The 26289-nt window shown below is 71.8% G+C and carries 28 protein-coding genes; 16 read left to right on the forward strand and 12 right to left on the reverse strand.

Annotated elements, in window-relative coordinates; translation table 11 throughout:
* Positions 1-77: 77 nt before the first annotated feature.
* Complete coding sequence (locus BM290_RS21290; protein WP_093616757.1) at positions 78-1148, reverse strand: nucleotide disphospho-sugar-binding domain-containing protein; 1071 nt, start codon at positions 1146-1148, stop codon at positions 78-80.
* Between the two features lie 30 nt (positions 1149-1178).
* On the opposite strand from BM290_RS21290, the gene BM290_RS21295 reads away from it, so the two are divergent.
* From BM290_RS21295 to BM290_RS21310, 4 genes are read left to right on the forward strand one after another with little or no spacing between them, the layout of a single operon-like run.
* Complete coding sequence (locus BM290_RS21295; RefSeq protein ID WP_093616759.1) at positions 1179-1595, forward strand: VOC family protein; 417 nt, start codon at positions 1179-1181, stop codon at positions 1593-1595.
* A gap of 40 nt (positions 1596-1635) precedes the next feature.
* The gene (locus tag BM290_RS21300) at positions 1636-2073 is read left to right on the forward strand and encodes a MarR family transcriptional regulator (RefSeq protein ID WP_177319826.1); all 438 of its coding nucleotides are present in this window, start codon (positions 1636-1638) and stop codon (positions 2071-2073) included.
* Positions 2070-2456, forward strand: a complete 387-nt coding sequence (locus BM290_RS21305) for a VOC family protein (RefSeq protein WP_093616763.1) — start codon at positions 2070-2072, stop codon at positions 2454-2456. The genes BM290_RS21300 and BM290_RS21305 overlap by 4 nt, the downstream gene beginning before the upstream one ends.
* Positions 2457-2489: 33 nt before the next feature.
* Positions 2490-2885 carry a PPOX class F420-dependent oxidoreductase gene (locus BM290_RS21310; RefSeq protein WP_093616765.1) on the forward strand — a complete coding sequence of 132 codons (396 nt, stop codon included), beginning with the start codon at positions 2490-2492 and terminating at the stop codon, positions 2883-2885.
* Here the strand turns inward: BM290_RS21310 and BM290_RS21315 are convergent.
* Both BM290_RS21315 and BM290_RS21320 read right to left on the reverse strand, forming a co-directional pair.
* Positions 2875-3654, reverse strand: a complete 780-nt coding sequence (locus BM290_RS21315; RefSeq protein WP_093616767.1) for an SAM-dependent methyltransferase — start codon at positions 3652-3654, stop codon at positions 2875-2877. The genes BM290_RS21310 and BM290_RS21315 overlap by 11 nt on opposite strands.
* Before the next feature lie 42 nt (positions 3655-3696).
* Entirely contained in the window at positions 3697-4905 is a 1209-nt protein-coding gene (locus BM290_RS21320) for a barstar family protein (RefSeq protein ID WP_093616769.1), read from the reverse strand.
* 90 nt (positions 4906-4995) lie between these two features.
* Here BM290_RS21320 and ald point away from each other — a divergent pair, with 90 nt between their 5' ends.
* The 5 genes from ald to BM290_RS21345 all read left to right on the forward strand — a co-directional run bounded on the left by ald (position 4996) and on the right by BM290_RS21345 (position 10061).
* Positions 4996-6111 (forward strand): alanine dehydrogenase, encoded by a 1116-nt coding sequence (gene ald, locus BM290_RS21325; protein ID WP_093617439.1) that lies wholly within the window; start codon positions 4996-4998, stop codon positions 6109-6111.
* A gap of 14 nt (positions 6112-6125) precedes the next feature.
* Positions 6126-7022: a site-specific tyrosine recombinase XerD gene (locus tag BM290_RS21330; protein ID WP_177319858.1), complete on the forward strand. Its 897-nt coding sequence runs from the start codon at positions 6126-6128 to the stop codon at positions 7020-7022.
* Positions 7023-7135: 113 nt separating this feature from the next.
* Positions 7136-8068 carry a ParA family protein gene (locus tag BM290_RS21335; protein WP_093616771.1) on the forward strand — a complete coding sequence of 311 codons (933 nt, stop codon included), beginning with the start codon at positions 7136-7138 and terminating at the stop codon, positions 8066-8068.
* Between the two features lie 11 nt (positions 8069-8079).
* Positions 8080-8748 carry a zinc metalloprotease gene (locus tag BM290_RS21340; protein WP_093616773.1) on the forward strand — a complete coding sequence of 223 codons (669 nt, stop codon included), beginning with the start codon at positions 8080-8082 and terminating at the stop codon, positions 8746-8748.
* Positions 8749-8831: 83 nt separating this feature from the next.
* Positions 8832-10061, forward strand: coding sequence for an MFS transporter (locus tag BM290_RS21345; protein ID WP_093616775.1), 1230 nt, complete (start codon positions 8832-8834; stop codon positions 10059-10061).
* Positions 10062-10187: 126 nt separating this feature from the next.
* On the opposite strand, the gene BM290_RS21350 is transcribed toward BM290_RS21345, so the two are convergent.
* Positions 10188-11897 carry a glycerol-3-phosphate dehydrogenase/oxidase gene (locus BM290_RS21350; protein WP_093616777.1) on the reverse strand — a complete coding sequence of 570 codons (1710 nt, stop codon included), beginning with the start codon at positions 11895-11897 and terminating at the stop codon, positions 10188-10190.
* A gap of 22 nt (positions 11898-11919) precedes the next feature.
* Positions 11920-13392 carry a glycerol kinase GlpK gene (gene glpK / locus BM290_RS21355; protein WP_093616779.1) on the reverse strand — a complete coding sequence of 491 codons (1473 nt, stop codon included), beginning with the start codon at positions 13390-13392 and terminating at the stop codon, positions 11920-11922.
* Between the two features lie 81 nt (positions 13393-13473).
* On the opposite strand from glpK (BM290_RS21355), the gene BM290_RS21360 reads away from it, so the two are divergent.
* The 3 genes from BM290_RS21360 to BM290_RS21370 all read left to right on the forward strand — a co-directional run bounded on the left by BM290_RS21360 (position 13474) and on the right by BM290_RS21370 (position 16216).
* On the forward strand, positions 13474-14235 hold the full coding sequence (locus BM290_RS21360) for an IclR family transcriptional regulator (RefSeq protein WP_093617443.1): 762 nt from the start codon (positions 13474-13476) through the stop codon (positions 14233-14235).
* 31 nt (positions 14236-14266) lie between these two features.
* Complete coding sequence (gene glpK, locus BM290_RS21365) at positions 14267-15724, forward strand: glycerol kinase GlpK (RefSeq protein ID WP_093616781.1); 1458 nt, start codon at positions 14267-14269, stop codon at positions 15722-15724.
* A 234-nt stretch (positions 15725-15958) separates the two neighbouring features.
* Positions 15959-16216 (forward strand): hypothetical protein, encoded by a 258-nt coding sequence (locus tag BM290_RS21370; RefSeq protein ID WP_093616783.1) that lies wholly within the window; start codon positions 15959-15961, stop codon positions 16214-16216.
* Positions 16217-16255: 39 nt separating this feature from the next.
* Here BM290_RS21370 and BM290_RS21375 read toward each other — a convergent pair whose 3' ends face one another.
* On the reverse strand, positions 16256-16780 hold the full coding sequence (locus tag BM290_RS21375) for a GNAT family N-acetyltransferase (RefSeq protein WP_093616785.1): 525 nt from the start codon (positions 16778-16780) through the stop codon (positions 16256-16258).
* Between the two features lie 119 nt (positions 16781-16899).
* Here BM290_RS21375 and BM290_RS21380 point away from each other — a divergent pair, with 119 nt between their 5' ends.
* From BM290_RS21380 to BM290_RS21390, 3 genes are read left to right on the forward strand one after another with little or no spacing between them, the layout of a single operon-like run.
* Positions 16900-17901, forward strand: coding sequence for a segregation and condensation protein A (locus tag BM290_RS21380; protein ID WP_177319827.1), 1002 nt, complete (start codon positions 16900-16902; stop codon positions 17899-17901).
* Positions 17898-19034, forward strand: a complete 1137-nt coding sequence (scpB, locus tag BM290_RS48505) for an SMC-Scp complex subunit ScpB (protein WP_177319828.1) — start codon at positions 17898-17900, stop codon at positions 19032-19034. The genes BM290_RS21380 and scpB overlap by 4 nt, the downstream gene beginning before the upstream one ends.
* Positions 19003-19758, forward strand: a complete 756-nt coding sequence (locus BM290_RS21390) for a pseudouridine synthase (protein WP_093616787.1) — start codon at positions 19003-19005, stop codon at positions 19756-19758. The genes scpB and BM290_RS21390 overlap by 32 nt, the downstream gene beginning before the upstream one ends.
* A 25-nt stretch (positions 19759-19783) precedes the next feature.
* Here BM290_RS21390 and BM290_RS21395 read toward each other — a convergent pair whose 3' ends face one another.
* A complete protein-coding gene (locus BM290_RS21395; protein ID WP_239143974.1) occupies positions 19784-20755 on the reverse strand; it encodes an ABC transporter substrate-binding protein in 972 nt (323 codons plus the stop codon).
* A gap of 209 nt (positions 20756-20964) precedes the next feature.
* The gene (locus tag BM290_RS21400; protein ID WP_093616791.1) at positions 20965-21879 is read right to left on the reverse strand and encodes a LysR family transcriptional regulator; all 915 of its coding nucleotides are present in this window, start codon (positions 21877-21879) and stop codon (positions 20965-20967) included.
* A gap of 108 nt (positions 21880-21987) precedes the next feature.
* Between BM290_RS21400 and BM290_RS21405 the strand changes: the two genes are divergently transcribed.
* Positions 21988-22920, forward strand: coding sequence for an NAD-dependent epimerase/dehydratase family protein (locus tag BM290_RS21405; protein ID WP_093616793.1), 933 nt, complete (start codon positions 21988-21990; stop codon positions 22918-22920).
* A 50-nt stretch (positions 22921-22970) separates the two neighbouring features.
* Here BM290_RS21405 and BM290_RS21410 read toward each other — a convergent pair whose 3' ends face one another.
* From BM290_RS21410 to BM290_RS21425, 4 genes are all read right to left on the reverse strand, one after another.
* The gene (locus tag BM290_RS21410; RefSeq protein ID WP_093616795.1) at positions 22971-24266 is read right to left on the reverse strand and encodes an ABC transporter permease; all 1296 of its coding nucleotides are present in this window, start codon (positions 24264-24266) and stop codon (positions 22971-22973) included.
* Complete coding sequence (locus BM290_RS21415) at positions 24263-24955, reverse strand: ABC transporter ATP-binding protein (RefSeq protein WP_093616797.1); 693 nt, start codon at positions 24953-24955, stop codon at positions 24263-24265. The genes BM290_RS21410 and BM290_RS21415 overlap by 4 nt, the downstream gene beginning before the upstream one ends.
* Entirely contained in the window at positions 24952-25932 is a 981-nt protein-coding gene (locus tag BM290_RS21420) for an efflux RND transporter periplasmic adaptor subunit (protein WP_239143975.1), read from the reverse strand. The genes BM290_RS21415 and BM290_RS21420 overlap by 4 nt, the downstream gene beginning before the upstream one ends.
* Positions 25933-26045: 113 nt before the next feature.
* Positions 26046-26285, reverse strand: coding sequence for a hypothetical protein (locus BM290_RS21425; protein WP_093616801.1), 240 nt, complete (start codon positions 26283-26285; stop codon positions 26046-26048).
* Positions 26286-26289: the final 4 nt, after the last annotated feature.

The raw sequence follows: 26289 nt of genomic DNA on the forward strand, positions 1-26289 counted from the left end.
GGCCGCCCGTCGGCGCTGAAGAGAGCGGCGGGCGATCAGTGGTGGGTGTCGCCGGAACGCTGACGGCCAGGCGGGGTTCAACCTGCCTGCCGGATCGCCTCGACCAGGTGTGACGGCGGCGGCATCGCGGCGATCTCGGCGGCCACCTCAGCCGCCGCGGACGCCACCACCGGATCGGTGACCAGCCTGGTCAGCAGCGCCGGCGTGATGTTCCGCTCGTCGGTGGCGAGCCCCGCACCCCGGGCCGCGACCAGTTCCGCGTTGTGCCGCCGGTCCCCGGCGCCTCGCACGATCAGCTGTGGGGCGCCGGCCTGCAGGGCGCTCAGCGTGGTCCCGGCGCCACCGTGGTGGACGATCGCCGCGCCGGCCGCGAGCGCCGCCGGGATCGGCGCCCAGCCGGTGGCCCGTACGTGCGGCGGCAGCCGGCGCATGTCGGGCCGGAGGAGCACCACGTCGGCGTCGACGTGTTCGGCGGCGGCGGCGACCCGGGCCATCATCCGGTCCGGCCCGGGTGAGGCGACGGTGCTGCGGCTGACCAGGATGCGCGGGCGGCGCGGCGGCTCGGCGAGCCAGCCGGGGAGGGGGCGGTCTCCCGTGTACGGCACGAAGCGCATCGGCAGGTGGGTGCCGCGTCCGGCGACGCTGGCCGGGGCGATCCGGATCACCACGGCCGGGGCCGCGAGTTCGGGTCGTCCCCGCATCCGGGTCGAGGCGAGCAGCGCCGGCCCGTCGTACAGCGAATTCTCGTGGAGGATGCCCGGAACGCCGAGCCGTGCGGCGACCACCGCGCCCGCGGCGGCCAGCGGCTCGTAGACGATCCGGTCGGGCCGCCACTGCCGGGCGGTCCGTTCCAGACGGTCCAGCATCAGGTCGTTGACCGCGCCGAACAGGTGGCCGACCACGCGGGTCCCGGCCGTCCCGGCGAGCTCGGCGCGGATCAGCAGCGGGTGGCGCAGCATGGTCCGTGCCGCGACGCGCGGGAACCGGAAGCCGGGCGCCACGTCGCGCACCTCGAACCCGGTCACGGCGAGCCCGTCGCCGCCGGTGGCGATCAGCACCTCGTGGCCGGCGTCGCGCAGCGCCCGGGCCAGCCCGACGAGGGGGTGGACGTGCCCGACGAGCGGTGCGGCGACCACGAGAACACGCATCAACACACTTTAGGCGGGTACGTCACGGCCATGACCGTGCCGATTCTCCGGGCCTTCGTGCTCGACACCACCGACGCCCGTCGGCTCGCCGAGTTCTACCGGCAGCTGCTCGACCTGGAGTACCGCGAGGGCGACGAGCCGCCTCCGGCGGGCTCGGACGATCCGCGAGGCCGTTCGTGGTTGCAGTTGCGGGCGCGCGACGGCGCGTTCCGGTTGTCCTTCCAGCAGACCTCGGGGGTACGCCCGACGAGCTGGCCCGGCGACGAGGTCCCGCAGCAGGCGCATCTGGACACGTCGGTGGACTCGGTGGAGGAGCTGGACCGGCAGCACGACCGCATCCTGGCCCTGGGCGGCACGCTGCGGTTCGACCGCTCCGACGACCCGGAGGAGCCGTTGCGCGCCTATGCCGACCCGGACGGCCACATCGTCTGCGTCTTCGTGGGATGACCTTGCCGTACAGAATTATGTGCCCCATAGTATCTGGGTGGTGAGTGGCGAAGCGCTCGCGGCCGTTCAGGCCTGGACCCGGCTCGATCAGGCCGTCGCGGGCCTCAACCGGGAGCTGGAGCAGCGGTTCGGGGTGACCGGGGCGCAGCTGGCGATCCTGCGGATCGTGGCCGAGTGGCGTCCGCCGGTGCCCCTGGCCGGCCTGCGGGAACGGCTGGTGATGCACCCGGCGACCCTGGGGCAGTTGCTCGACCGGCTCGCCGGGCGCGGTTTCGTGGCCCTGGCGCCCGATCCGGCCGACCGCCGGCGGCGTCTGGTCGAGATCACCGACCGCGGCCGGGAGCTGCTGGAGCAGGCGCCGGTCGCGGGCCCGGTGCGGCTGCGCCAGACCGGCGCCGACCCGGAGCGGCTGCGCCGGCTGGCGGCTGCCCTCACCGATGCCATCGAACTGTTCGGCCTTGAGGAGTACGCGAGATGACAACGGTCCGCGGGATCGACAATGTGCTGTTCGCCGTCGGGGACCTCGCGACGGCGGTGGACTTCTACGCCGGCCGGCTGGGGCTGCCGCTCGCGTTCCGCATGGACGGCGCCGGGGTGGCTCTCTTCCGGCTCGGCGACGAGACGCCCGGCCTGATGGTGCGGCAGACCCCGGAGGCCGCGGGCGCCGCCACCGGCCCGCGCCTGTGGCTGGAGGTCGCCGACGCCCGTGCGGCCGCCGCGGGACTGGCCGAGGCGGGGGTGGCCCCGCTGGCCGAGCCGTTCCCGGTCGCCACCGGCTGGACCGTCGAGGTCGCCGACCCGTGGGGCAACGTGGTCGGCTTCACCGACTACACGACGATGCCCGAGCGCGGCCGGGGTTGACCTCAACCTTGATCGAGGTTGCAGTCTGAGCCGATGACCTTCACCGCGTCAGAGCTGGAATATCTCGCCGCGCAGCCGCTCGGGCGTCTGGCCACCGTGCAGCCGGACGGGACTCTCCAGGTGAGCCCGGTCGGGTTCACCTGGAACCCGGAGACCGCGACGATCGACATCCGTGGCTTCTCCATGGCGGCCAGCCGCAAGTTCCGGAACGTGGCCGCCAACGGCCGGGTCGCCTTCGTCGTCGACGACCTGCCCTCCACCGATCCGTGGCGGGTCCGCTGCCTGGAGATCCGAGGCGACGGGGAGGCGGTCGACGGCCCGGAGGCGATCATCCGCATCCACCCGCGGCGCGTGATCTCCTTCGGCATCGGCGAGACCGACACCGAGCCGCACCGCCTCACCGTCAGCAAGCGCGACGTCAGCGCTTGACCGCCACCCCGCCGGACATCTGGACGTGGAAGTCGTCCGGGACCGGGCCGGCCGGGCGCCAGCGGCTGACCAGCGTGACACCCGGGTCGACCAGGTCGAGGTCACGGAACAGGCGGCGGACCTCGTCGTCGGTGCGGGGCTTGGCCGGGATGCCGCGGGCCGTGTACGCCTTCGCGCCGAGGACCGCCTGCTCGTTGTGGGCGGTCACGGTCGAGATGGCCAGGGCGCTGCCGGGCACGAGACGCTCCAGCAGGGCATCGATGATCCGGTACGCCTCAGCCTCGTCGGTGATGAACTGCAGGATCGCGACCAGGCTGATCGCAATCGGACGGCTGAAGTCGAGAGCGGCGACCTCGGGGGAGGCCAGGATGGTGTCGGTGTCGCGCAGGTCAGCATCCAGATAGGCGGTCGAGCCCTCGGCTGACGAGGTGAGCAGGGCGCGGGCGTGCACCAGCACGATCGGGTCGTTGTCGACGTAGACGATCCGTGCCGCCGGATCCACGCCCTGCACCACCTCGTGCAGGTTGGGCGAGGTGGGCAGCCCGGTCCCGATGTCCAGGAACTGGCGGATGCCCAGGTCGGCGGCGAGGAAGCGGCCGGCGCGGGCCAGGTAGTCGCGGTTGGCGCGCATCGAGATCGGCAGGCTGGGGGACTGCTTGACGATCTCCGCGGCGGCCTTGCGGTCGGCGTCGAAGTTGTCCTTGCCGCCGAGCAGGAAGTCGTAGATCCGGGCCGAATGGGGGAGAGAGGTGTTGAGATCGACCGGCATGGCAGAAATCTACCTGCCCCGCTGCGATTTGGACAAAAACGGTCAGCGAAGTTCCACATCCACGCCGGAGTCGGCCAGGTAGCCGAGCAGGTCGTCCATCGTCACGGCCGGGGTCCACCAGCGCCGGTCGTAACCGGGCACCAGATGCGTACGCGCCACCTCGGAGTCGTGCCAGACCAGCCGGAACCCCGGCGCCGCGCCCCAGCCGCCGTTGGCGCAGTCGTGCAGGGCGCCCAGGTTCCACCCGAAGTAGCCGCCCGGCCCGTTGATCGCCTCGCCGATGGCGCAGAAGAACCCCTCGACGTCGGTGATGTGCCGCCCGGCCATGTGGTACCGGGTGCCGGTCGGCCGGTCCGGGCGCTGCTCGTGGTGCGCGAGAGCCACCCCGCCCCACTCGTGGCGCAGGTCGGCGTCGTACTCGGCCCATTCGCCGTGCACGTCCGGCCGTCCGGCCCGCCAGCGCTGCCAGACCGTGCGCGCCCCGGCCGGGCGGGGGCCACCGATCGCGTCGCCGTAGGTGGGCTGCAGGGTGACGTCGACCAGGCCGTCACCGAGGCGCGACGGCCGTACCTCCGCGACCTCGGCCCCCAGGCCCGCGCCGACCATGCCGACCGCCGTGCCGTCCCGGTCGACGCTGAAGATCGAGCCCTGGATCCAGCGGCGGCGTGGGGCCGCGCCGCGGCTCAGCGCGTCCAGCGCCCGCTGCAGCGGCGGCTCGGGGCGGCAGCCGATCAGGGTGGCGCCGCGCGGCGGTGGCGTCGGCCGGGACCGGAACACCCCGGCGACCTCCCGGCACGCGCCGAAGTCCTCCTCGCCGGTCCCGGTGACCCCGACCAGCAGATATCCGTCGGCGTCCGGGGCCTTGTCGGCGCCGCGGGCGAACCGGGCCAGCTCCTCGATCCGCAGCCGGCCCTCCAGCGTCACGTCGAGCAGGCCGCGGCCGAGAGTGGACGGGCGGGCGTCGAGGACCGTGATGTCGAGCAGCTCCTCGGCGCAGTGCCAGCAGTGCGCCGGGTGCTTGGACTGCGGCGGGTGGATGGCGTCCAGGCCGACGTTGCCCAGCCAGGCGGGGCCGGCGCCGTCACAGGCCGCGGCCAGCCGCCCGGCCGGCTCGCAGCCGAGCAGGCTGTATCGCTCCACCGGTGGCTGGGGCACCTCGACGAACAGACCGTCGATGTCGGAGCACGCGGCGATCACGAGTTCACCGTCGTCGGTGTTCTGGTCCACCACCAGCCAGGGAAAGCCGCTCATCGGGTGGAACCGTACAGCCCGGACCGTCGACCGGGGGATCCCGGTGCACGAATCCGGATGGATCAGCAGCTCAGGGGTAACGTCCGGCAGATGAAGGTCGGCATTCCCAGCGAGGTCAAGAACAACGAGTTCCGGGTGGCGATCACCCCGGCGGGCGTCTACGAGCTCGCCCGCAACGGTCACGAGGTGGCCGTCCAGTCCGGAGCCGGGGCCGGCTCCTCGATCAGCGACGCCGACTTCCGCGCGGCGGGGGCGGTGATCCTGCCGGACGCCGACGAGACGTGGGGTTTCGGCGAGCTGATCCTCAAGGTCAAGGAGCCGGTGCCGGAGGAGTATCACCGGATGCGCGCGGAGCAGGTGCTCTTCACCTACCTGCACCTCGCCGCGTCGAAGGAGTGCACGGACGCGCTGGTGGAGCGCCGGGTGACCGGGGTGGCGTACGAGACGGTCGAGCTGCCGGACCGCTCGCTGCCGCTGCTGGCCCCGATGTCCGAGGTGGCCGGCCGGCTCGCCCCGCAGGTCGGCGCGTACCACCTGATGCGGCAGGGCGGCGGGCGCGGCGTGCTGATGGGCGGCGTCCCCGGGGTGTACGCGGCGAAGGTCGTGGTGATCGGCGCGGGCGTGTCCGGGCTGAACGCGGCCGCGATCGCGCTCGGCATGCAGGCCGAGGTGCTGCTGCTGGACAAGAACGTGGCCCGGCTGCGGGCGGTGGACGCGGACTACCGCGGGCACATCCAGACGATCGCGTCGAACTCGTACGAGGTCGAGAAGGCCGTCCTCGACGCGGACCTGGTGGTGGGCGCGGTCCTGGTGCCGGGCGCGAAGGCGCCGACGTTGATCTCCAACGAGCTGGTGTCGCGGATGAAGCCGGGCAGCGTGCTGGTGGACATCTCGATCGACCAGGGCGGCTGCTTCGAGGACTCCCGGCCGACCACCCACGACGACCCGACCTACCGGGTGCACGAGTCGATGTTCTACTGCGTGGCGAACATGCCCGGGGCGGTGCCGCACACCAGCACCTACGCGCTCACGAACGTCACTCTGCCGTACGCTCTGGAACTGGCCAACCGCGGCTGGCGCGGCGCCCTGCGCGCCGATCCCGCGCTCGCCGCCGGCCTGAACACGTTCGACGGGAACGTCGTCTACGGCCCGGTCGCCGAGGCGCACGGGCTGCCCTCGATACCGTTGACGGAGGTGCTGCGCTGAGCCTGAACCGGGCGATCAAGAGCTATCTGGACCACCTCACGGTCGAGCGCGGCCTGTCCCGCAACACGCTCGCGTCCTATCGGCGCGACCTGGACCGCTACGCCGAAGCGCTGGCCGCCGAGGGTGTCGAGGATCTCAGTGACGTGCGGCCGGCGCACGTCACCGGGCACCTGGCCCGGCTGCGCGAGGAGGGCCTGGCGTCGGCGTCCGCGGCGCGCGCCATCTCGGCGGTCCGCGGGCTGCACCGGTTCGCGGTCCGGGAGCGGCTGGCGGCCCAGGACCCGGCTTCGGAGGTACGGCCACCCGCACCGCCGAAACGCCTGCCCAAGGCCCTGGACACCGACCAGGTCGGCCGGCTGCTGGCAGTCCCCGACCCGGAGTCGCCGCTCGGCCTGCGCGACCGGGCGCTGCTGGAGTTCCTCTACGGCACCGGCGCGCGGATCTCCGAGGCGGTCGGCGCCGACATCGACGACCTGGAGCTGGAGACCGATCCCGGGGTGATCCTGCGGGGCAAGGGCGGGCGCACGCGGCTGGTCCCGGTCGGCGGTTACGCGCGGGCCGCGTTGCAGGCCTATCTGGTACGGGCCAGGCCCTCGCTGGCCGAGTCGGGCCGGGGCACGCCCGCCGTGTTTCTGAACGCCCGCGGGGGGCGGCTGTCGCGGCAGAGCGCGTGGACGGTCCTGCACCGCTGTGCCCTGGCCGTGGGCCTGCCCGTCGACGGCCCGTACGCGGTGAGCCCGCACACGCTGCGTCACTCGTACGCGACGCATCTGCTCGATGGTGGAGCCGACGTACGGGTGGTGCAAGAACTGCTGGGACACGCCTCGGTCACCACGACGCAGGTGTATACCCTGGTGACCGTCGAACGCCTTCGTGAGGTGTACGCGACCGCACACCCGCGGGCTCGTTAGAGGCTATGGATGCGTAGGCGCGACACGCCGAACGGCTGAACCCTTTCGGGGCGGGGCGGGTGGCGTACAGTCGGGCATCGGCTCCGGCTGCGAGTCGAAGGGGGGCGAGGAACATGTCAGGGAACGGCGAGCGCGCAGAGGCTTGGACCTCCACTCTCCGGGAACAGCAGAACTCGCTGGACCTCGGCGCCGACCTGGGTCCCGCGGACCCCACGGCCTACACGATGCGCCGGCCCATCCCCGAGCCGATGCCGAAGGACCGGCACGGCCCGGCCCGCATCATCGCGCTGGCCAACCAGAAGGGTGGTGTCGGCAAGACGACGACCACCATCAACCTGGGCGCCGCGCTGGCGGAGTATGGGCGCAAGGTCCTCCTCGTCGACTTCGACCCGCAGGGCGCCTGCTCGGTGGGGCTGGGCGTCAACCCGCACAACCTCGACCTGAGCGTCTACAACCTGCTCATGCAGGACGACGTCAGCACCGAGGACGTCATCATCAAGTCCGACGTGGCCGGTCTGCACCTGCTGCCCGCCAACATCGACCTGTCGGCCGCCGAGATCCAGCTGGTCAACGAGGTCGCGCGGGAGATGGCGCTGGCCCGGGCGCTGCGCTCGGTCCGTAAGGAGTACGACTTCATCCTGATCGACTGCCAGCCCTCGCTGGGCCTGCTGGCGATCAACGCGCTGACCATCGCGCACGGTGTGCTCATCCCCCTGGAGTGTGAGTTCTTCTCCCTCCGCGGAGTGGCGCTGCTCCTCGACACCATCGACAAGGTGCGGGAGCGGCTCAACTTCGATCTCGAGCTCGAGGGCATCCTCGCCACGATGTATGACTCGCGTACCACGCATTGCCGTCAGGTTCTGCAGCGTGTGGTCGAGGCGTTCGGCGACAAGGTGTACCAGACGGTCATCACCAAGACGGTGAAGTTCCCCGAGTCGACCGTGGCCGGCGCGCCGATCACTACGCTGGACCCTGCGTCGTCCGGCGCGCGTAACTACCGTCAACTCGCTCGCGAGGTCATCGCCGCCCAGGCAGATCGAGGCTAGGTTCCCGTACCGTGCTCTTCGCTCTCGGCGAACCCGTGGCGTTCGTCGCCCTGGTCGTCGCCTTCCTGCTCGGCCTGGCGTTGCGGACCGTGGCCATGAGGTTCACGGCCCGTGTCGTCGGGCTCGGTGACGGCCGCCCGCCGATGCGGTTCAGTCTGCGCCACGACATCGACCCGTTCGGCGCTGTGTCCGCGGCGATCGGCGGGATGGGCTGGGGCCGGCAGGTGACCGTCGACGAGGTGCCCCGCTGGCGTGGCCGTGGCCGGGCCGCCGCGGTCTTCGCCGCCGGGCCGGTCGCCTGCATCCTCGCCGGTGAGCTGCTCATCGCCGGGTATGCGTTGTTCTTTCCGGCCGAATGGCTGGGCCTGCCGCCCGGCGTGATCCTGCGCGGGTTCCAGCCGCTGGCCGCCGGTGGGCAGATCGTGCTGTCGCTGGGCGTCGGGCTGCTCACGTTCGGCCTTCTGGCGCTGATCCCGATCCCGCCGCTGGACGGTTTCGGCATCATGTACAACGCGCTGCGCAAGCCGGGCCCGAGCACGGCCTGGCTACGGCTCTGGTTCGAGGACAAGAACATCGGCGCGCTGGTCCTGCTGGCGTGTGGGTTCTTTCCCCTCAACTACCCGATCCTGCTGCGGGTCATCGACTTCCTCGGTGTCCTCTTCCTGCGAATCTGGGTCTGAGACCGGCTCCGTCCCGCGGTTTCCGTGCCGTACGGCCGGTCGCCCTGCTGTTTTTCTCCGCCACCGCGGTTAATGTTTGAGCGATGTCGATATCACTGGCTGTCGCTGTGCTGCTGCTCGGCGTGGCCGATTCGATGGTCGGCTCCTATTTCGTCCTGTTCGTGACCGACTACGCCGGTCTGACCCCACTGGAGACCGGCGTCTTCGTGTCCGTCCACGGCGCGGCCGGCATCATGATCGCGTGGCTGGCCGGGCGCGGCTTCGACCGGCGGCCCTCCCGCCTGTACGCGGCCGTGTCCATGCTGTGCGGTGGCGTCGCCCTCTGGCTGATGCCGCTGATCCGGTCGTACCCCCTCTTCCTCCTGCTCGCCGTCACCCTGCTCGGCGCGCTGGCGGCGGCGTTCCCCCAGCTCTTCGCCCTGGGCCGGCACCTGCTCGGCGACGGCTCGGCGGCCGGCCGCTCGGTGGCCCTGCTGCGCTCGGTGTGGTCGCTGGCCTGGGCGGCCGGCCCGCTGATCGGCGCCGCGGTCCGTGCCGTCGCCGGGTTCCCCGCCATCCCGCGCTCCGCCGCCGTGGTCCTGGCCGTGGCCGCCGTCTGGGTGCTGATCGCCGTCCCCCGTCCCGGCCCGCCCCACCCATCGGCGGTCGCCGACGACCGGCCCGACACCCGCCGGCCGAGAGGCACCACCGTCCTGCCGACGGTCGGCGTCACCCTCTTCTTCACCGCGATGTTCGCCGCCTCGGTGGTCATGCCCCTGTTCGTCACCGGCGAGCTGGCCCAGGACGACGCGGCCGTCGGCGTCCTGTTCAGCGTCTGCGCCGCCGTCGAGGTCATCGCCGCCCTGCTGCTCGCCGCGGTCCCCGCCCACATCAGCCAGCGCCTGGTCATCCTCACCGGCATGGGCGGCTTCGTGTTCTTCTTCGCCCTCACCGTCCTGGCCGACGACATGATCCTGCTGGCGGCCGGCCAGGTGGTCCGAGGCATCGCGATAGCCGTCGTCGGCGCGGCGGGCATCCGCTGGTTCCAGGACACGATGGCCCCCGCCACCGGCCGGGCCACCACCCTGTTCGCCAACGCCAGCACCGCCGGCATGGTCCTGGCCGGCATCGTCGGCGGCGGCGCGGTCTCCCTGCTCGGCTACACCGGCACCCTGCTGCTGTGCGGCGCCGTCACCGTGGTCGCCACGATCGCCTTCGCCCTCGGCACCACCACCCATGCCGGCCGTCCGCCACTGGCCCCGGCCAGGCGCCCGCTCCCACGCCCGCGCGGCCCGGCCGGAAGCGAAGCCCGTTCCCGGGCCGACCGAGGCTAGCCGCTGTCGCGAGCCGATCCGGCCGGCTGGTCACCAGGGCTGCCGCCGGACCGCGGGGACGGCCCTGGGAGCCGGCCGGCGACAGGAGTGCTCCGGCGTGCCCCCTCGCACGCCGGAGCCTCTCGATCAGGCGGCGGTGGCCAGGGTGGTGCGGCGGAGGGCGGCGTCGGCGGTGGCGTCGTCGGGCTGCTGCTGGGCGGCCAGCTCGGCGATCACGTGGGACTCGTAGGCCTCGGCCTCCCGGAGGGTGTCGGCCTCCGACCAGCCCAGGACCGGGGCGATCAGGGTGGCGGCGGCGCGGGCCGCGGCGACACCGCGGTCGGGGGTCTCGAAAGCGATCCGGGTACGCCGGGACAGCACGTCGTCGAGGTGCCGGGCGCCCTCGTGGCTGGCCGCGTAGAGGATCTCGGCGCGCAGGTGGCCGGGGGCGCCGTCCAGGGGCCGGCCGAGGGACGGGTCGGCCTCGATCAGGGACAGCACCTCGTCGACCAGCGTGCCGTACCGGCGCAGCAGGTTTTCGATCGTGGTGACGGTGAGGCCGGACTCGCGGGCCAGGGCGGCGCGCCGGTTCCACGCGGCCCGGTAGCCGTCGGCGCCGAGCAGCGGGACCTGGTCGGTGCAGGAGGCGGGGACGCGGGCGGACAGTTCCCGGACGGCGGCGTCGACGGCGTCCTTGGCCATCACCCGGTACGTCGTGTACTTGCCCCCGGCCACCACGATCATGCCGGGCACCGGGTTGCCGACGGCGTGCTCGCGGGACAGTTTCGCGGTGCTGGACGCCTCGGCCGACAGCAGTGGCCGCAGGCCGGCGTAGACACCCTGCACGTCGTCGCGGGTCAGCGGCACGGCGAGCGCCTTGTTGACCTCGTCGAGCAGGTAGTCGACGTCCTTGCCGGACGCCGCCGGGTCGGATTTGTCCAGATCCCACTTGGTGTCGGTGGTCCCGATGATCCAGTGCTGGTCCCAGGGGATCACGAACAGGACGCTGGTGGCCGTACGCAGGATCATGCCGGTGCGGCCGGCGATCCGGTCGCGCGGCACCACCAGGTGGATCCCCTTGCTCGCGGTGACGGTGAACTCGCCGTGCTCGCCGGTGAGCAGCGCCTGGCTGTCACCGGTCCACACCCCGGTCGCGTTGATCACGGTGCGGGCGCGGATCTCCAGTTCGGCGCCGGTCTCCAGGTCGCGGGCGCGGACGCCGACGACCCGGCGGCCCTCCCGGAGGAAACCGGTGACCTCGGTGCGGGAGGCGACGTGCGCGCCGTTGGCGACAGCGGTGCGGACCAGGAACATGGTGTGCCGGGCGTCGTCGACCTGCGCGTCGTAGTAGCGGATCGCGCCGACCAGGGTCTCCGGGCGCAGCGACGGGAACGCCTTGAGGGCCTCGACCCGGCTCAGGTGCCGGTGCACGGGCACACCCGCGCCGCCGCCGGAGAGGGCGAGGATGTCGTAGAGGGCCACGCCGGCGCCGACGTACAGGCGTTCCCAGGCGCGTTTCTGTAGCGGGTAGAGGAACGGCACCGGCCGGACCAGGTGCGGGGCGAGTCGCTGGATCAGCAGGCCGCGCTCCCGCAGCGCCTCCCGGACCAGGCTGAAGTCGAGCATCTCCAGGTAGCGCAGGCCGCCGTGGATGAGCTTGCTGGACCGGCTGGAGGTGCCGCTGGCGAAGTCGCGGGCTTCGAGGAGGCCGACGGAGAGGCCACGGGTGGCGGCGTCGAGCGCCGACCCGGCGCCGACCACACCGGCGCCGACGACCAGGACGTCCAGCTCGGGGCCGGACGACATGGCTTCGAGGGCCTTGGCACGGGCCTGGGGCGAGATCACTCCGGTTTTCATTCTGATCCTCTTTTCCAGCGGGTCAGCCGACGCTGACCCAGTCGAGGGTGCGGTCGATGGCCGCTCTCCATCGGGTGATGCCTTCGGTGCGCCGGGCCGCCGGCCAGGACGGCTGCCAGCGCCGGTCCTCGTGCCGGTTGGCGCGCAGGTCGTCCAGGGAGTCCCAGAACCCGACGGCCAGCCCGGCCGCGTAGGCGGCGCCGAGCGCGGTGGTCTCGGCGACGGCCGGCCGGCTGACCGGGACCCCGAGGATGTCGGCCTGCAACTGCATGCAGAGCGCGTTGGCGGTGACGCCGCCGTCGACCTGGAGGCAGTCCAGGGCGGTCCCGGAGTCCTGCGCCATCGCCTCGACGACGTCGCGGGTCTGGTAGCAGATGGCTTCGAGGGCGGCCCGGGTGATGTGGGCGGCGGTGTGGAAGCGGGACAGCCCGACGATGGCGGCGCGGGCGTCCGGCCGCCAGTAGGGCGCGAACAGGCCGGAGAAGGCCGGCACGAAGCAGACGCCGGCGCTGTCGTCGACCTGCCCGGCCAGGGTCTCGCTGTCGCCGGCCGTCTCCAGGACGCCGAGCTGGTCACGCAGCCACTGGATGGCGGCGCCGCAGGCGGCGATCGAGCCTTCGAGGGCGAAGACCGGGGCGTCGGTCCCGAAGCGGTAGCCGACCGTGGTGATCAGCCCGTGGCCGGAGCGGACCGGGGTGGTGCCGGTGTTCATCAGCAGGAATCCGCCGGTGCCGTAGGTGCACTTGGCCTCGCCCGGCTCGAAACACGTCTGCCCGAACAAGGCCGCCTGCTGGTCACCGATGGCCGCCGCGATCGGCACCCCCGGGAGTACGGCCTCCGCCGTCCCGTAGACCTCGGCCGACGACCGGATCTCCGGCAGCATGGCCCGCGGGATCCCGAACAGTTCGAGCAGCGCCGGGTCCCAGTCCAGCGACTCCAGACCCATCAGCATGGTCCGGCTGGCGTTGGTGACGTCGGTGATGTGCAGGCCGCCGGTGAGGTTCCAGATCAGCCAGCTGTCGATCGTGCCGAAGAGGATCTCGCCCCGCTCGGCCCGGTCGCGCAGACCGTTGTCCAGCAGCCACTGGATCTTTGTGGCCGAGAAGTAGGTCGCCGGTGGCAGTCCGGTCCGGCTCTTCACGAACTCGGCGTCGATGGCCGGGATCAGATAATCGGTACGGGTGTCCTGCCACACGATCGCCGGGGCGACGGGCGTGCCGGTGGCCCGGTCCCAGAGCACGACGGTCTCGCGCTGGTTGGTGATCCCGACCGCGGCCAGGTCGGCCGGGGAGAGCCCGGTGTCGGCGAGCGCCACCGCGATGGTCTTGAGGGTGTTCTCCCAGATCTCCGCGGGATCGTGCTCGACCCAGCCGGCCCGCGGCTGGATCTGCCGGTGTTCCAGCTGGTGACGGCCGATCTCCCGACCGGCCCGGTCGAAGATCATGAACCGTGTGCTGGTGGTGCCCTGATCGATCGCCCCGACGTACCGCGCCACAAGTGCCTCCTGTCCTCGACGTCCGGGACGTTAAGAGGCGTTCAGGGGTGCGGCAACGGACTGCGTGCGACAATGTCGCACGTGCCTGGGCTGATCCAGTCGATCGAGCGGTCGTCGGCCGTGTTGCGCCTGCTCGCGGCCGGGCCGGACCGGCTGCGCGTCAAGGAGGTCGCCGACGCGCTCGGCCTGCCGAAATCCACCGCGCACAGCATCCTGCGGACCCTGGAGCACGTCGGGTTCGTCGAGCAGGACACGCGTACCGCCCGCTACCGGCTCGGCCGCGGCCTGCTCGATCTCGGCTCGGCCGGCATCGACGCCAACGAGCTGCGCGGGCGGGCGCTGAACTGGGCCGACGCGCTGGCGTCGCGCAGTGGTGAGGAGGTCCGGCTGGGGGTGCTCGACGACGGCCGGGTCCTCGTGGTGCACCACGTGTTCCGGCCGGACGACTCGGCCCAGTCGCTGGACACCGGGGTCCGGCTCCCGCCGCACGCCACCGCGCTGGGCAAGGTTCTGCTCGCCTACTCGGCGGCCGCTGAGGCATCGGTGGTGGCGGGCGGGCTGGAGCCGTACACCCGCAGGACAGTGACCGACCGCCGTGCTCTCGCCCGGACGCTGACCGAGACCCGCGCCCGCGGCTGGGGGTTGTCGGTGGAGGAGTGGCGGCCCGGGCTCGCCGGGATCGCCGCGCCGGTGCGCACGTCCGGCGGTCTCGTGGTCGGCGCGGTGGGGATCGCCGGGCCGGTGGAGCGGTTGACCGACACCCGGCGGCTGGCCCGTCCGGCGCTGGTCGATCACGTGGTGGCAGCCGCCCGATCGATCTCCCGGGACGTGGCCGGATCATGAGACCGGTGCGAGGACGGGACGTGGCCGGATCATGAGCTATGTGCTGGCGGTGGACCAGGGGACGACGTCGACGCGGTGCATCCTGTTCGATCGGCGGGCGACGGTGGTGTCGGCGGTGCGGACCGAGCATCCGCAGTCGTATCCGCGGCCGGGGTGGGTGGAGCACGACGCGGCCCGGATCTGGCGTGACCTGCAGCGGCTGATCCGGAAGGTGCTGGCCGACGTGGACCCGTCCGAGGTGGCCGCGATCGGCATCGCGAACCAGCGGGAGACCGTGGTCCTGTGGGATCGTGCGAGCGGTGTGCCGGTGGCGCCGGCGATCGTCTGGCAGGACACGCGGACCGACGTCTCCACCATCGACCCGGATTTCGTGCGGAGCCGGACAGGGCTGCCGCCGGCCACCTACTTCTCCGCCACCAAGATCCAGTGGCTGCTCGACAACGGCCTCCGGGATCGCGCCGAGCGGGGCGACGTCCTCTTCGGCACGATGGACAGCTGGCTGATCTGGAACCTGACCGGCGGCCTGCACATCACCGACGTCACCAACGCCAGCCGCACGATGCTGATGAACCTCTCCACCCTGGACTGGGACGACGAGTTGCTGCAGCTCTTCGGCATCCCGAGGGTCATGCTGCCAGAGATAAGATCATCTTCCGAGGTGTACGGGACAGCCGGCGCCGTCCTTCCCGGAGTCCCGATCGCGGCGGCCATCGGTGACCAGCAGGCGGCCTTGTTCGGGCAGACGTGTTTCGAGCCGGGCGAGGCCAAGTGCACCTACGGCACCGGCGGATTCCTCCTGATGAACACCGGCGCCACCCCGGTCCGCTCCGGCCACGGGCTGATCACCACGGTCGGCTACCGGATCGGCGACGAGCGGCCGGTCTTCGCGCTGGAGGGCTCGATCGCGATCGCCGGTTCGCTGGTGCAGTGGGTGCGCGACGGGCTCGGGCTGATCGGCACCGCCTCGGAGATCGAGACCCTGGCCGGTTCGGTCGCCGACAACGGCGGCTGCTACATCGTGCCGGCGTTCTCCGGGCTGTACGCGCCGTACTGGCACAGCGAGGCCCGCGGCGTGATCGTCGGGCTCACCTCGTACATCACGAAGGGGCACCTGGCGCGGGCCGTGCTGGAGGCGACCGGCTGGCAGACCCGGGACGTGGTCGACGCCATGAACGCCGACTCCGGGCTGGCCCTGACCGCGCTCAACGTGGACGGCGGGATGACCGCGGACAACCTGCTGATGCAGATCGTCGCCGATTTCCTGCAGGTGCCGGTGGTCCGCCCGATGGTCGCCGAGACGGTGTCGCTGGGCGCCGCCTACGCGGCCGGGCTGGCCGTCGGCTACTGGTCGGACCTGCGTGACCTGCGCGCCAACCGGCACTCCGCGGGCCGGTGGCGGCCCACACTGGACTCCGGCCGCCGGGAGCGGGAGTACGCCCGCTGGCGCCGCGCGATCGACTGCGCGGTCCTGTTCAGCCGGGAGGACTGACCAGCACCGTCCACATCGGCCGGCCGTCGACGTCTGTCATCGGGAGTCGCAATTGCGTGCGGCTCCCGGCTTTCCCGTTGTGTGGACGGCTGTGAGCGATCAACCAGAAAACGGAATGGTGAACATCTCACTTCGGTATCACGACCTCCAGATTTCGCGGCGATGTCTATAGTCGCGTCCACACACGCGCGCCGGCCGGGTCCGCGTGAGGTACATCTGCGAAAGGAGGCCGACGTGGCGAAGACCAAGGAAAAGGCCAAGAAGGCGGAGAAGGTCGAGGCTGCGCCGGTTGAGCCGGTGAAGGCCGAGAAGGTCAAGAAGGCCAAGAAGGCCGTCGAGGCGCCGGTCGCCGTCGAGGCCCCCGCCGAGGCTCCGGCCAAGGTGAAGAAGGCCAAGAAGGCCGTCGTGGCCGAGCCGGTCGTCGAGGCGCCGGTCGCCGTCGAGGCTCCCGCCAAGGCCGAGAAGAAGGCCAAGAAGGACAAGAAGAAGTGATCTGCCGGGCCGCCGGGCCGGACAGCGCGGCGGCCCGTTTCAGGACGCGTTCGTGAACAGCTCGAAGGTCGCGTTGTAATACCTGTCGGTCCGGCCCAGATGGCGCATTCCCAGCCGGCGGCAGACCGCCTGCGAGGCCGTGTTCTCCGGGTAGGTCACCGCCAGCACCGTCTCGATTCCGGAACGGGCCGCGTAGGCCATCACCGCGTTGGCCGCCTCCGTGGCGTACCCCTTGCCCCAGGCGTTGGGGTGCAGATGCCAGCCGATCTCGGTCTCGTCGCACGGTTGCAGGGTCTCGCCGGAGGCGAGGAGCGGGACCAGCAGCGCCGTCCCCAGCAGGTGGCCGGTCGCCCGGTCCTGGATCGCCCAGATCGTGTGCACGTCGTCTTGCCGCGACCGCCAGCGGGTGAGCGTCGCGACCGCGTCGTCGCGCCCGGTCAGCACCCGTGGCGCCGAGCCGAGAAACCGTGCCACCTCCCATCGCGAGTACATGTCGAGGAGGAAGTCGATGTCCTTCTCCTCCCACTCGCGAAGAAGCAGCCGGGGTGAGATCAGTGACCGCATCGCCGCAGCGTAACCGGGATCGTGCGGAAATGTAACCGGCCGGTAACCCGTGCGCGGAGCAACCCTGCCTCCGCTTGTGACGTTGGAAGAGCGTGCACCCGGAGGAACTCGTCACAGGCATGGTCTACGGTCGGCACGTGCTTGAAGAGCCCGTCCCGCCGCCTCCGGACGCAGGCGACGCCGTCCCGGTCGTCGTGTCCGCCGGCGTGGAGATCGAGACCAGCGGATTCACCGTCCGGCTGGACAACTTCACCGGCCCGTTCGACCTGTTGCTGCAGCTGATCGGCAAGCACAAGCTGGACGTCACCGAGATCGCGCTGCATCAGGTCACCGACGACTTCATCGCCTACATCAGGGCCATGGGCGACGACTGGGATCTCGGCGAGACCAGCGAGTTCCTGCTGGTCGCGGCGACCCTGCTGGACCTCAAGGCGGCCCGGCTGCTGCCCGCCGCCGAGGTGGAGGACGAGGAGGACCTGGCCCTGCTGGAGGCGCGTGACCTGCTGTTCGCCCGGCTCCTGCAGTACAAGGCGTTCAAGGAGGCCGCCGCGCACATCGCGGAGCTCGAGGCCACCGGGGCGCGTCGCTGGCCGCGGATGGTCACCCTCGAGCAGCGGTACGCGGACGCGCTCCCCGAGCTGGTGCTGGGCATCGGCCCGGAGCGCCTGCTGAAGCTGGCGCTGAAGAGTTTCCTGCCCAAGCCGGGGCCGCCGCAGGTCTCCATCGCGCACATCCACCAGGTGCGGGTCAGTGTCCGTGAGCATGCCAATCTGCTGCGTGATCGGCTGCGCCGGGCCGGGGTGGCCACGTTCAGCCTGCTCGTCGCCGACTGCGAGAACACGCTCGAGGTGGTGGCCCGGTTCCTGGCCCTGCTGGAGCTCTACCGCGAAGGGCTGATCGACTTCGAGCAACCGGTCTCCCTCGACGAGCTGACCGTCCGGTGGATCGGCGGCGACAGCGACGTCGAGCTGGACGTCGACGACTACGAGGGCAGCAAACCGGCCGAGGACGACACCGGTTCGGACGATCCCGCGGCCGCGCGGCTTGACTCGGACGCCGCTGATGGCGATCTTGGCACGGGTGACGACGAGGCCCCGGCGGCCGTGGAGGAGACATCGTGAGCAGCGAGGAGCGTCCGGAGTCGCTGGCCGCCCAGGCGGCGGCGTGGGTGCCGCCGTGGGAGCGGCGACGGGAGCCCGATCGCGAGTACCAGGCCGAGGCGGAGGCGGCTGCCGAGGCCGGCTTCGAGCCCGAGCCGCTTGCTGAGGCCGGGCCGGTCGCCGAGCCCGGGGCGCTCGCCGAGCCCGGGGCGCTCGCCGAGCCCGGGGCGCTCGCCGAGCCCGGGGCGGTCGCTGACGTTGAGCCGGTGATCGGGGCGGAGCCCGCAGCCGAGCCCGAGGTGGCGCCGGTGGCCGCGGTCGCGACGGAGCCCGAGGATCAGGTCGAGGCCGGGGTGGCGCCGGTGGCCTCGATCATCACCGAGCCCGAGGATCAGGTCGAGGTCGGGGCTGAAGCTGAGGTGGCGGCGGAGCCTATGGCGGCGGAGCCTGTGGCGGCGGTGGCCGGGACCGAGCCGGAGATCACACGGGGGGAGCCGGAGCCCGAGCCGGTCGTGGTGGCCACGGTGCCGGCACAGCCGCGGAGGCCGCGGGGCGACGTTCCCGCGGTCGCCGACAGCGTCGCCCGTACCCCCGCCGGCGTGCTGATGGACGACGCCGAGCTGGCCGCCGCTCTCGAATCGATCATGCTGGTCGTCGACGAGCCGGTGGGCGAGTTGCAGCTGGCGCAGGTCATGGAGCAGCCGGTGGAGCGGATCGCGCGGACGCTGGAGAACGTGTCGGCGCGGTACACGGCGGCCGGTCACGGGATCGACCTGCGGCGGGTGGCCGGCGGCTGGCGGCTCTACACCCGCCCGGAGTACGCGGCGTACGTCGAGCGGTTCGTTCTCGACGGCCAGTCGGTGCGGCTCACCCAGGCCGCCCTGGAGACACTCGCCGTGGTCGCCTACAAACAGCCGGTCACCCGATCCCGCATCTCGGCCATCCGCGGTGTGAACTGTGACGGGGTCATGCGTACGCTGGTCACTCGCGGCCTGATCGAGGAGGTCGGCACCGAGCCGGAAACCGGGGCATACCTGTACCGGACGACGCCGTTGTTCCTCGAGAAGCTGGGCCTCAACTCGGTCGACCAGCTGCCGCCGCTCGCCCCGTTCCTGCCCGACGATGTGGAAGAAGTGCTCGATGCCTCAGGCTGACACCGCCGAACGCCTCCAGAAAGTCCTGGCGGCGGCCGGTGTTGGATCCCGGCGCGCCTGCGAAGACCTGATCTTCCGGCGGCGCGTCACCGTCAACGGCCGGGTCGCCAAACTCGGCGACAAGGTCGACCCCGCCACGGCGGAGATCCACGTCGACGGGCAGCGGGTGATCACCAACACCAAGCTCGTCTACGTGGCGCTGAACAAGCCGCGCGGCGTCGTCTCCAGCCTCGACGACGAGAAGGGCCGCACCGAGCTGGCCGACTTCCTCGGCGCTAACTTCGAGCAGCGGCTGTTCCACGTGGGCCGGCTCGACGCCGACTCCGAGGGGCTGCTGCTGTTCACCAACGACGGCGGGCTCGCGCACAAGCTGATGCACCCGTCATATGAGATCAACAAGACCTACCTGGCCGAGGTGGTCGGCCCGCTGCCGCGCAGTGTCGGCCGGGCCCTGCAGGCCGGTGTCGAGCTGGAGGACGGCCCGGCCAAGGTCGACTCGTTCCGGCTGGTCGACGCGATCGGCAAGACCGCGCAGGTGGAGATCGTGCTGCACGAGGGCCGCAAGCACATCGTCCGGCGGATGATGGACGCCGTCGGCCACCCGGTGACCCGGCTGATCCGGACCGCGGTCGGCCCGATCCGCCTCGGCGACCTGCGGCCCGGTGGTTTCCGGCACCTGTCGGCGGCCGAGGTCGCGGCGCTGTTCAAGGCCGTCGGCGACTGATGTCCGGCGCGGAGCCCTGCCGGCCTCAGTAGGTGCGGTCGAGCAGGGCCTCCGCGGCGGTCTCCGCGTCGAAGACCGCCTTCTCGGACGGGATCCGTTTCGGCACGCGCCCGCCGTGGAACAGGTCGACGACCACCGACATGAGTGGCTCGCCGATCTCCGGGCTGCATTCGATCACATAGGTGAGTTTGCCGTCGGCGAGGCCCTGAAGCGCCGCTTTCGTGCCGTCGACGGTGACGATTTTCGGCGCTGATCCCGGTTTCTTTCCGGCCGCTTCGAGAGCGATCACAGCGCCCAATCCCATGTCGTCGTTCTGTGCGAAGACGGCGTCGATGCGCTTGTTGCGCTCCAGGAGCTCGCGCATGGCGGCCTTGCCGCCGTCCTTCGTCCAGTCGCCGGTCGCCTGGTCGACGATGTTGAGGCGGCCGGTCTTGGCGGCGGTCGCGGCGAAGCCCTCGGCCCGCAGCTTCGTCGGGGTGGCCCCGTTCGCGCCGAGGATCTCCACGACGTTCACCGTCCCGGTGGTGCCGGCGTAGTCGTTCTCCAGGTAGATGGCGGCCAGGTTGCCCTCGGAGGCGAACTCGGCGCCGATCGAGCTGGCCCACAGCGAGGTGTCCGTCTCGTCGATCAGCCGGTCGGTCAGCACCACCGGGATCCTCGCGTCGCGGGCCCGGCGCAGCACCTCGCCCCAGCCGGTCTCGACCACCGGGGCGAACGCGATCACGCTGACGCGGGCGTCGATGAACGAGTGGACGTCGGCGATCTGCTTCTTCGGGTCGCCCCCGGCGTCCTTGAAGTTCAGGTCGATCCGGTTGCGCACGGCCGCCTTCCGGATCGAGGCGGTGTTCGCCCGGCGCCAGCCGCCCTCCGCGCCGACCTGGGAGAAGCCGAGGACGATCGGGCCCTTCGGGGGGTTGCGCAGGTCCACACCGCCGGGCTCCTCGTCCTTGCCGCAGCCCGCCAGCAGCGAGCCGAGGCCCGCCGCGGTCAAGGTCACGAAAGAACGTCTGTGCATGGCGGAGCCCCCGGCGGTATGAATTCAGATGATCAATTCACGGAACAAATGTTGACGATAACAACGTGGTTCTTGTCGTTCCACCCCGCTTATTGAATTGTCCGTCTTCACTGTTCGATCGCGCGAGTTCGGACTATTTCCACCGAAGTCGGCACGGTCTGCCGGCGACCCGGGCGATGACGGTGATCGATTCAGGGCGCGTCATCGCCCAGCTGGGCCCGCACATCACGGGGCACCCGCACACCGCGCGTCCGCAGATCGGCGATGAACCGGGCGGCGAGCGGATCGGGCTCTCCCGGCGTCGCCGCGACCAGCCGGCGGGTCCATCGTGGCGAGAAGGAGCGGACCACGCCGGGAAAGCCGGCGCTGACGGCACTGACCGGGCTGATCGCGATCCCGAGGCCGGCCGCCGCGAGCTGGGGCGCCGCAGAGGTCACCGACGTTCTCACCACCGGCCTCAGGCGAACACCGGCCGCGCTGAGCGACCGGTCGAGCCAGTCGCTCAGGCTGTTGTCCGGCGCGAAGTGCACCAGGTCGGCGCCGTCGAGCTCGGCCAGGGTCACCGCTCCGGCCGCGGCCAGCCGATGACCTCGCGGCGCGGTCACCACGATCTCCTCCTCGGCGAGAACCGTGGTGGTGAAACGGCCGTCCACCGGACCGGGCAGCACGAAGACGTCGATGGCCTCGCCGTCGGCGGGACCGAACAGGCCGTCGGGGCTGACCGCCTCCCGGATGCTGATCGCCACCCGCGGGTGATGCCGGTGCCAGGCGCGGATCACCGGCGCGAGCAACGGGACGGTCAGGCTCTGCGCGCAGGCCAGGCGCAGTGATCCGCCCTCCGCCTCACCCGTGGCCCGGGCCGAGCGCACCGCTGACGCGGCTGCGTCGATCGCCCGCCGCGCCTCCGCGAGGGCCGCGCGCCCGGCCGGGGTGAGCGTGACACCCCGTGCCTCCCGGCGCAGCAGGGCAGTGCGGGTCTCGCGCTCCAGCGCGGCGATCTGTTGTGACACCGCGGGCTGTGACGAGTGCAGCAGCCGGGCGGCATCGGTGATCGACCCGGTGTCCGCGACCGCCACCAGACACTCCAGGGCACGCAACGTAGCCATTCGAAAATCTTATCGGAAGCAGTCGAAAGATAACTGTTCCGGAGGGAAGCCGGGGCGGCCGCCGATTGCTGGAACCAGGCGGAGATCGTCACGACCGAGGAGAACGACATGGCACAGACCTTCATCACCGGCGGTTCCGGCTTCATCGGCCGGCGACTGGTTCGCCGCCTGCTGGCCGACGGGCACGCGGTCCGGGTCCTCGTCCGCAGTGCCGCGTCCGCCGGCGTCGTGGCCGGGCTGGGCGCCGAGCCGGTGCACGGTGACCTGACCGATCCCGAGACGTGGCGCACCGGCGTGGAGGGCAGCGAGGTGCTGTTCCACCTGGCCGCGGAGACCGACATCACCGCTGACCGGGAGCGGCAGGAGCTGATCACGGTGGGTGGCACGCGGGCCGCGCTGCAGGCTGCCCGGCAGGCCGGAGTGGCCCGCTTCGTGCACTGCGGCAGCGAAGCGGCGCTCCTGGCCGGGACACCACTGGTCGACGTGGACGAGAGCGCGCCGCTGCGACCGGACTCCGAAGCCGCGTACTGCGCGACGAAAGCGCAGGCCGAGGCGTTGGTCCTGGCCGCGGACGGGCCGGGCTTCACCACCGTGTCGATCCGGCCGCGGTTCGTCTGGGGGCCGGAGAGCTCGCTCGTCGAGGGACTGGTGGATGCCGCCCGCAACGGCCGGTTCGCCTGGATCGACGGCGGCCGGCACCTCACCGATGTCACGTTCGTCGACAACGCCGTCGAGGGACTCGTCCTCGGATGGCGGCACGGCCGGCCGGGTCAGGCCTACTTCGTCACCGACCAGCACCGCGTCAGCCTCCGCGACTTCCTGGAGGAGAACTTCGCGATCTACGGGGTGGACGCCGCCATCCCCGACATGGACGCCGGCACCGCGGCTGACGTGATCCCCGTACCGGCACGGTGGTTCCTGGAGCAGACCTGCACGCTGCGTACCGACAAGGCCGTCACCGAACTCGGATATCAGGCGATCGTCACGCAGGCGGCCGGGCTGGACGCCGTGCGAGACAGGGTCGCCCGCGTCGCCGGCTGACCCCGCGCGCCGGGGCGGGAAACCCCGCCCCGGCGCCGGGACGGCCGGGGCTACGCCCGCATGACGGTGGCGATCGGGATCCCGGCCGCGCGGACGGCCGGGACGAAACCGCCGAGCACCCCCGCGACCAGACCGGCGATCACCCCGGCCACCCCGGCGTCCCAGGGGAACTGCATGCCCTGCAGGAACGGCTGCGAGCTGCCGGCGAACGTCACCAGCGCCTTCATCCCGAGCACGCTCACCCCGATCGCCAGGGCCGCCGTGAGCAGGCCGGTGATCAGCGTCTCGGCCAGCACGATGCCGGCCAGCAGGGTACGTGGCGTGCCGACCGCCCGGCGCAGCGCGAACTCCTCGACCCGCTCGCCGACAGTGGCCAGGCCGACGTTGAGGATCCCGGCGACACCGATCAGCAGCACCAGGCCGGCCATCGCCAGGAAGACCAGCCGCATCAGGGCCAGCTCCTTCTCCTGGTCCGCACGGGAGTTGACGGTACGCACGATCGGCTCCACCCCGATCGCCCGCAACTTCGCCGACAGCACCTGCTCGACCGGGGTGCCCGCGGTCATCAGCACCCGGACCTCGCTGGAGTTCGGGTCGATCAGTTTGGCGGCCGGCACCCAGTGGCTCAGCTCGTCCAGCCGGACGTAGGCGCGCGGCTGCTGGTCGCCGTCGTCGACCACACCGACGAAGTGCGGGGTCATGTTCGCCGACGCGCCCGGCACGCGCATCTCGGCGGGCACCCGGTACTTCTCGAACCCGTACGCCGCCGCCTTGTTCAGCACCAGGCTCGGGCTCAGTGAGGGCATCGTGGCGAAGTCGAGCCAGTCGCCCGACTGCGGACGGTACGGCCGGTACCGCCGGACGTCGCCGGAGAGCGCGGTCAGCCGTACCTCGATGGCCTGGCCCTTCGGTGCGATCTCGGCGGCCGGCAACTCCCGGCAGCCTGTCTCGTCGCAGGTCATCGGGGGTCCGGGGTCGCCCCACGAGCCGTCCAGCGGCACACCGCCCTCGTTGACCGGCCGCACCCCGGGCTCGCCGATGACCGCCTGCATGCCGGTCATCGCCACCGCGTCCGGACGGCCGGCGACGGTGGCCGTGACGACCTGGCCCAGCTGCGGCGACGTGCCGCCGACGTCCATCACCACGGTGCCGTCCAAGCCCTCGAAGAGCTCCATGTCGGCGAGCAGGGCACGCTCGGCGATGCTGGCGCCGGCCTGCACCACGACGACGGCGAGCACGCCGAGGAAGAGGCTGACCATCGACAGCAGGGTCCGGGTCTTGCGCGACCGGATCCCCTGCAGCCCGATGATCAGCGCGGACCGGGCCCGCCCGGAGAACCGGATCATGCCGGGACCCGCTGTTCGGTCAGCACGCCCGCGTCCAGGTGCAGGATGCGGCCCATCCGGGCGGCGTGGTCGCGGTCGTGGGTGACCAGGATCAGCGCGCAGCCACGGGACGTGACCGACTGCAGGGCGTCGATCACCAGCGCGCCGGTCTCGGTGTCCAGCGCGCCGGTCGGCTCGTCGGCGAGCAGGATCCGCGGCTCCCGGACCAGGGCGCGGGCGATCGCCACCCGCTGCTGTTCGCCGCCGGACATCCGGGCCGGCCGGTTCTTCGCCAGATGCGCGATGCCGACCTGTTCGAGCGCCTGCATCACCCGGGCCTTGCGCTGCCGGCGCGGCAGCCAGCCCTGGCCGTTGACCAGCGCCATCGCCACGTTCTGCGCCGCGGTCAGGTGTTTGAGCAGGAAGAACCGCTGGAAGACGAACCCGAAGTGGGAGCTGCGCAGCTTCGCGGCCCTGCGCTCCGGCAGCCGGCTGATGTCGTCCCCGGACAGCAGATAGGTGCCCTGGTCCGGCCGGTCGAAGAGGCCGAGCACGCTGAGCAGGGTGCTCTTGCCGGAGCCGGAGCGGCCGACGATGGCGAGGCTCTCCCCGGCGTGCACGTCGAGGCTCACCCCGTCCAGGATGGTCCGCGGCTGTTCCTGTCCCTTGAGGACCTTGGTGATCCCGGTGAGCTGGATCAGCGCGGTCACCCGGTCACCTCGCCGGCCTCCGGGGCGGGCAGGTTCGGCCCCGGGACGGCGATGGTCTCCTTGCCGGTCAGGCCTTTCTTGATCTCGACGACCTTGCCGTCCGAGATGCCCAGCACCACGTCGACCGTCCGGCGCTGCTTGTCCTCGCCGACGATGTCGACCTTGCCCTTGCCCTGGAGCCCGGCGACCGCCTCGACCGGGAGCACCATGACGTCCTCGGCCCGGCCGGTGATCACGTCGAGGGTGACGTCCGAGCCGTTGATCAGCCGTACCTTCTCCGGCGCGGCGCAGACCAGCCGCAGACCGGTCGCCTCGGAGCCCTCCGGCGCGGCGGGCGGCGCCTTGGTCTCGGTGCCGGCCGGGGGCGCGGCCGACGGGTTCACCGCGGGCGGTTTGGTGGCCACCGGCTCCGGCTCCGGGAAGGTGCCGGCCGGCAGCGCCGCGATGGTGCCCACCGGCTCGCAGTCGAACGGGCCGGGGCCGTTCTTGATCTGCGCCTTGATCTGCTTGACCGAGCCGGAGATCCGGTACGCCTGAGCGCTGTCGATGTCGGCCGTGATGCCGTAGCCGACGTGCCGGGCGGACACCACCGGCATGCCCTTGGCCACCGGGGAACGGTCGTCCATCAGCCGGCCCGCCATGATCGCGCCCTCCGGCACGTACACCTTGCGCGGGGTGTCGCCGTCCCAGACCGTCGCCACCCAGGTGTCCCGGCTGACCGCGACCGTGGTCGGCTGGCGCTCGGTGAACCGCAGCTCGCCCTCGGCGGGCGCCACGATGCCGAAGACCGGGTTGATGCTCACCTTGCCGGTCAGGCTGATCTGGTTGGTCAGGTCCTGCCGGGACGGCTGCACGGTGGTGAGCACGGTGCCCCGGCTCTCCAGCTCGGGTGTCCGGGCGGTGTCGCCGTCGGACGTACACCCACTGAGGACCAGCGCGACGGCCGAGGCGGCCATCACACCCCCACGTCTCTTCACTCGGTACCCCGTTCAGCTTCGACAAGCGGACATACCGGCATCGAAGGTGGTGCCTGTGAGCCGGCGCGGCAGAACGGTACCGTATGGTCGCCACCGGCGAACGGGGGCCGGGCTCAGTCCTCCGGGTAGCCGTGCGCGACCAGCACCGCCAGCAGCCGCTCGTCCCAGGCGACCTGGTCCGCGTCGCGCCAGCGGTGGCCGCGGGGGCACTGCCAGTTCGGCGGCCGCACCGGCATCGTGCAGCCGCCCAGCGCCAGCTCCCCGTGGCGGGCGGCGGCCTGGGCCTCGGCGACCGGCAACCCGAAGATCAGCGGCACGCCGGGCGCCCCGCACTCCGGACACGAAGAACTCATTTCC

The organism is Actinoplanes philippinensis (assembly GCF_900113015.1).
Lineage (GTDB): Bacteria > Actinomycetota > Actinomycetes > Mycobacteriales > Micromonosporaceae > Actinoplanes > Actinoplanes philippinensis.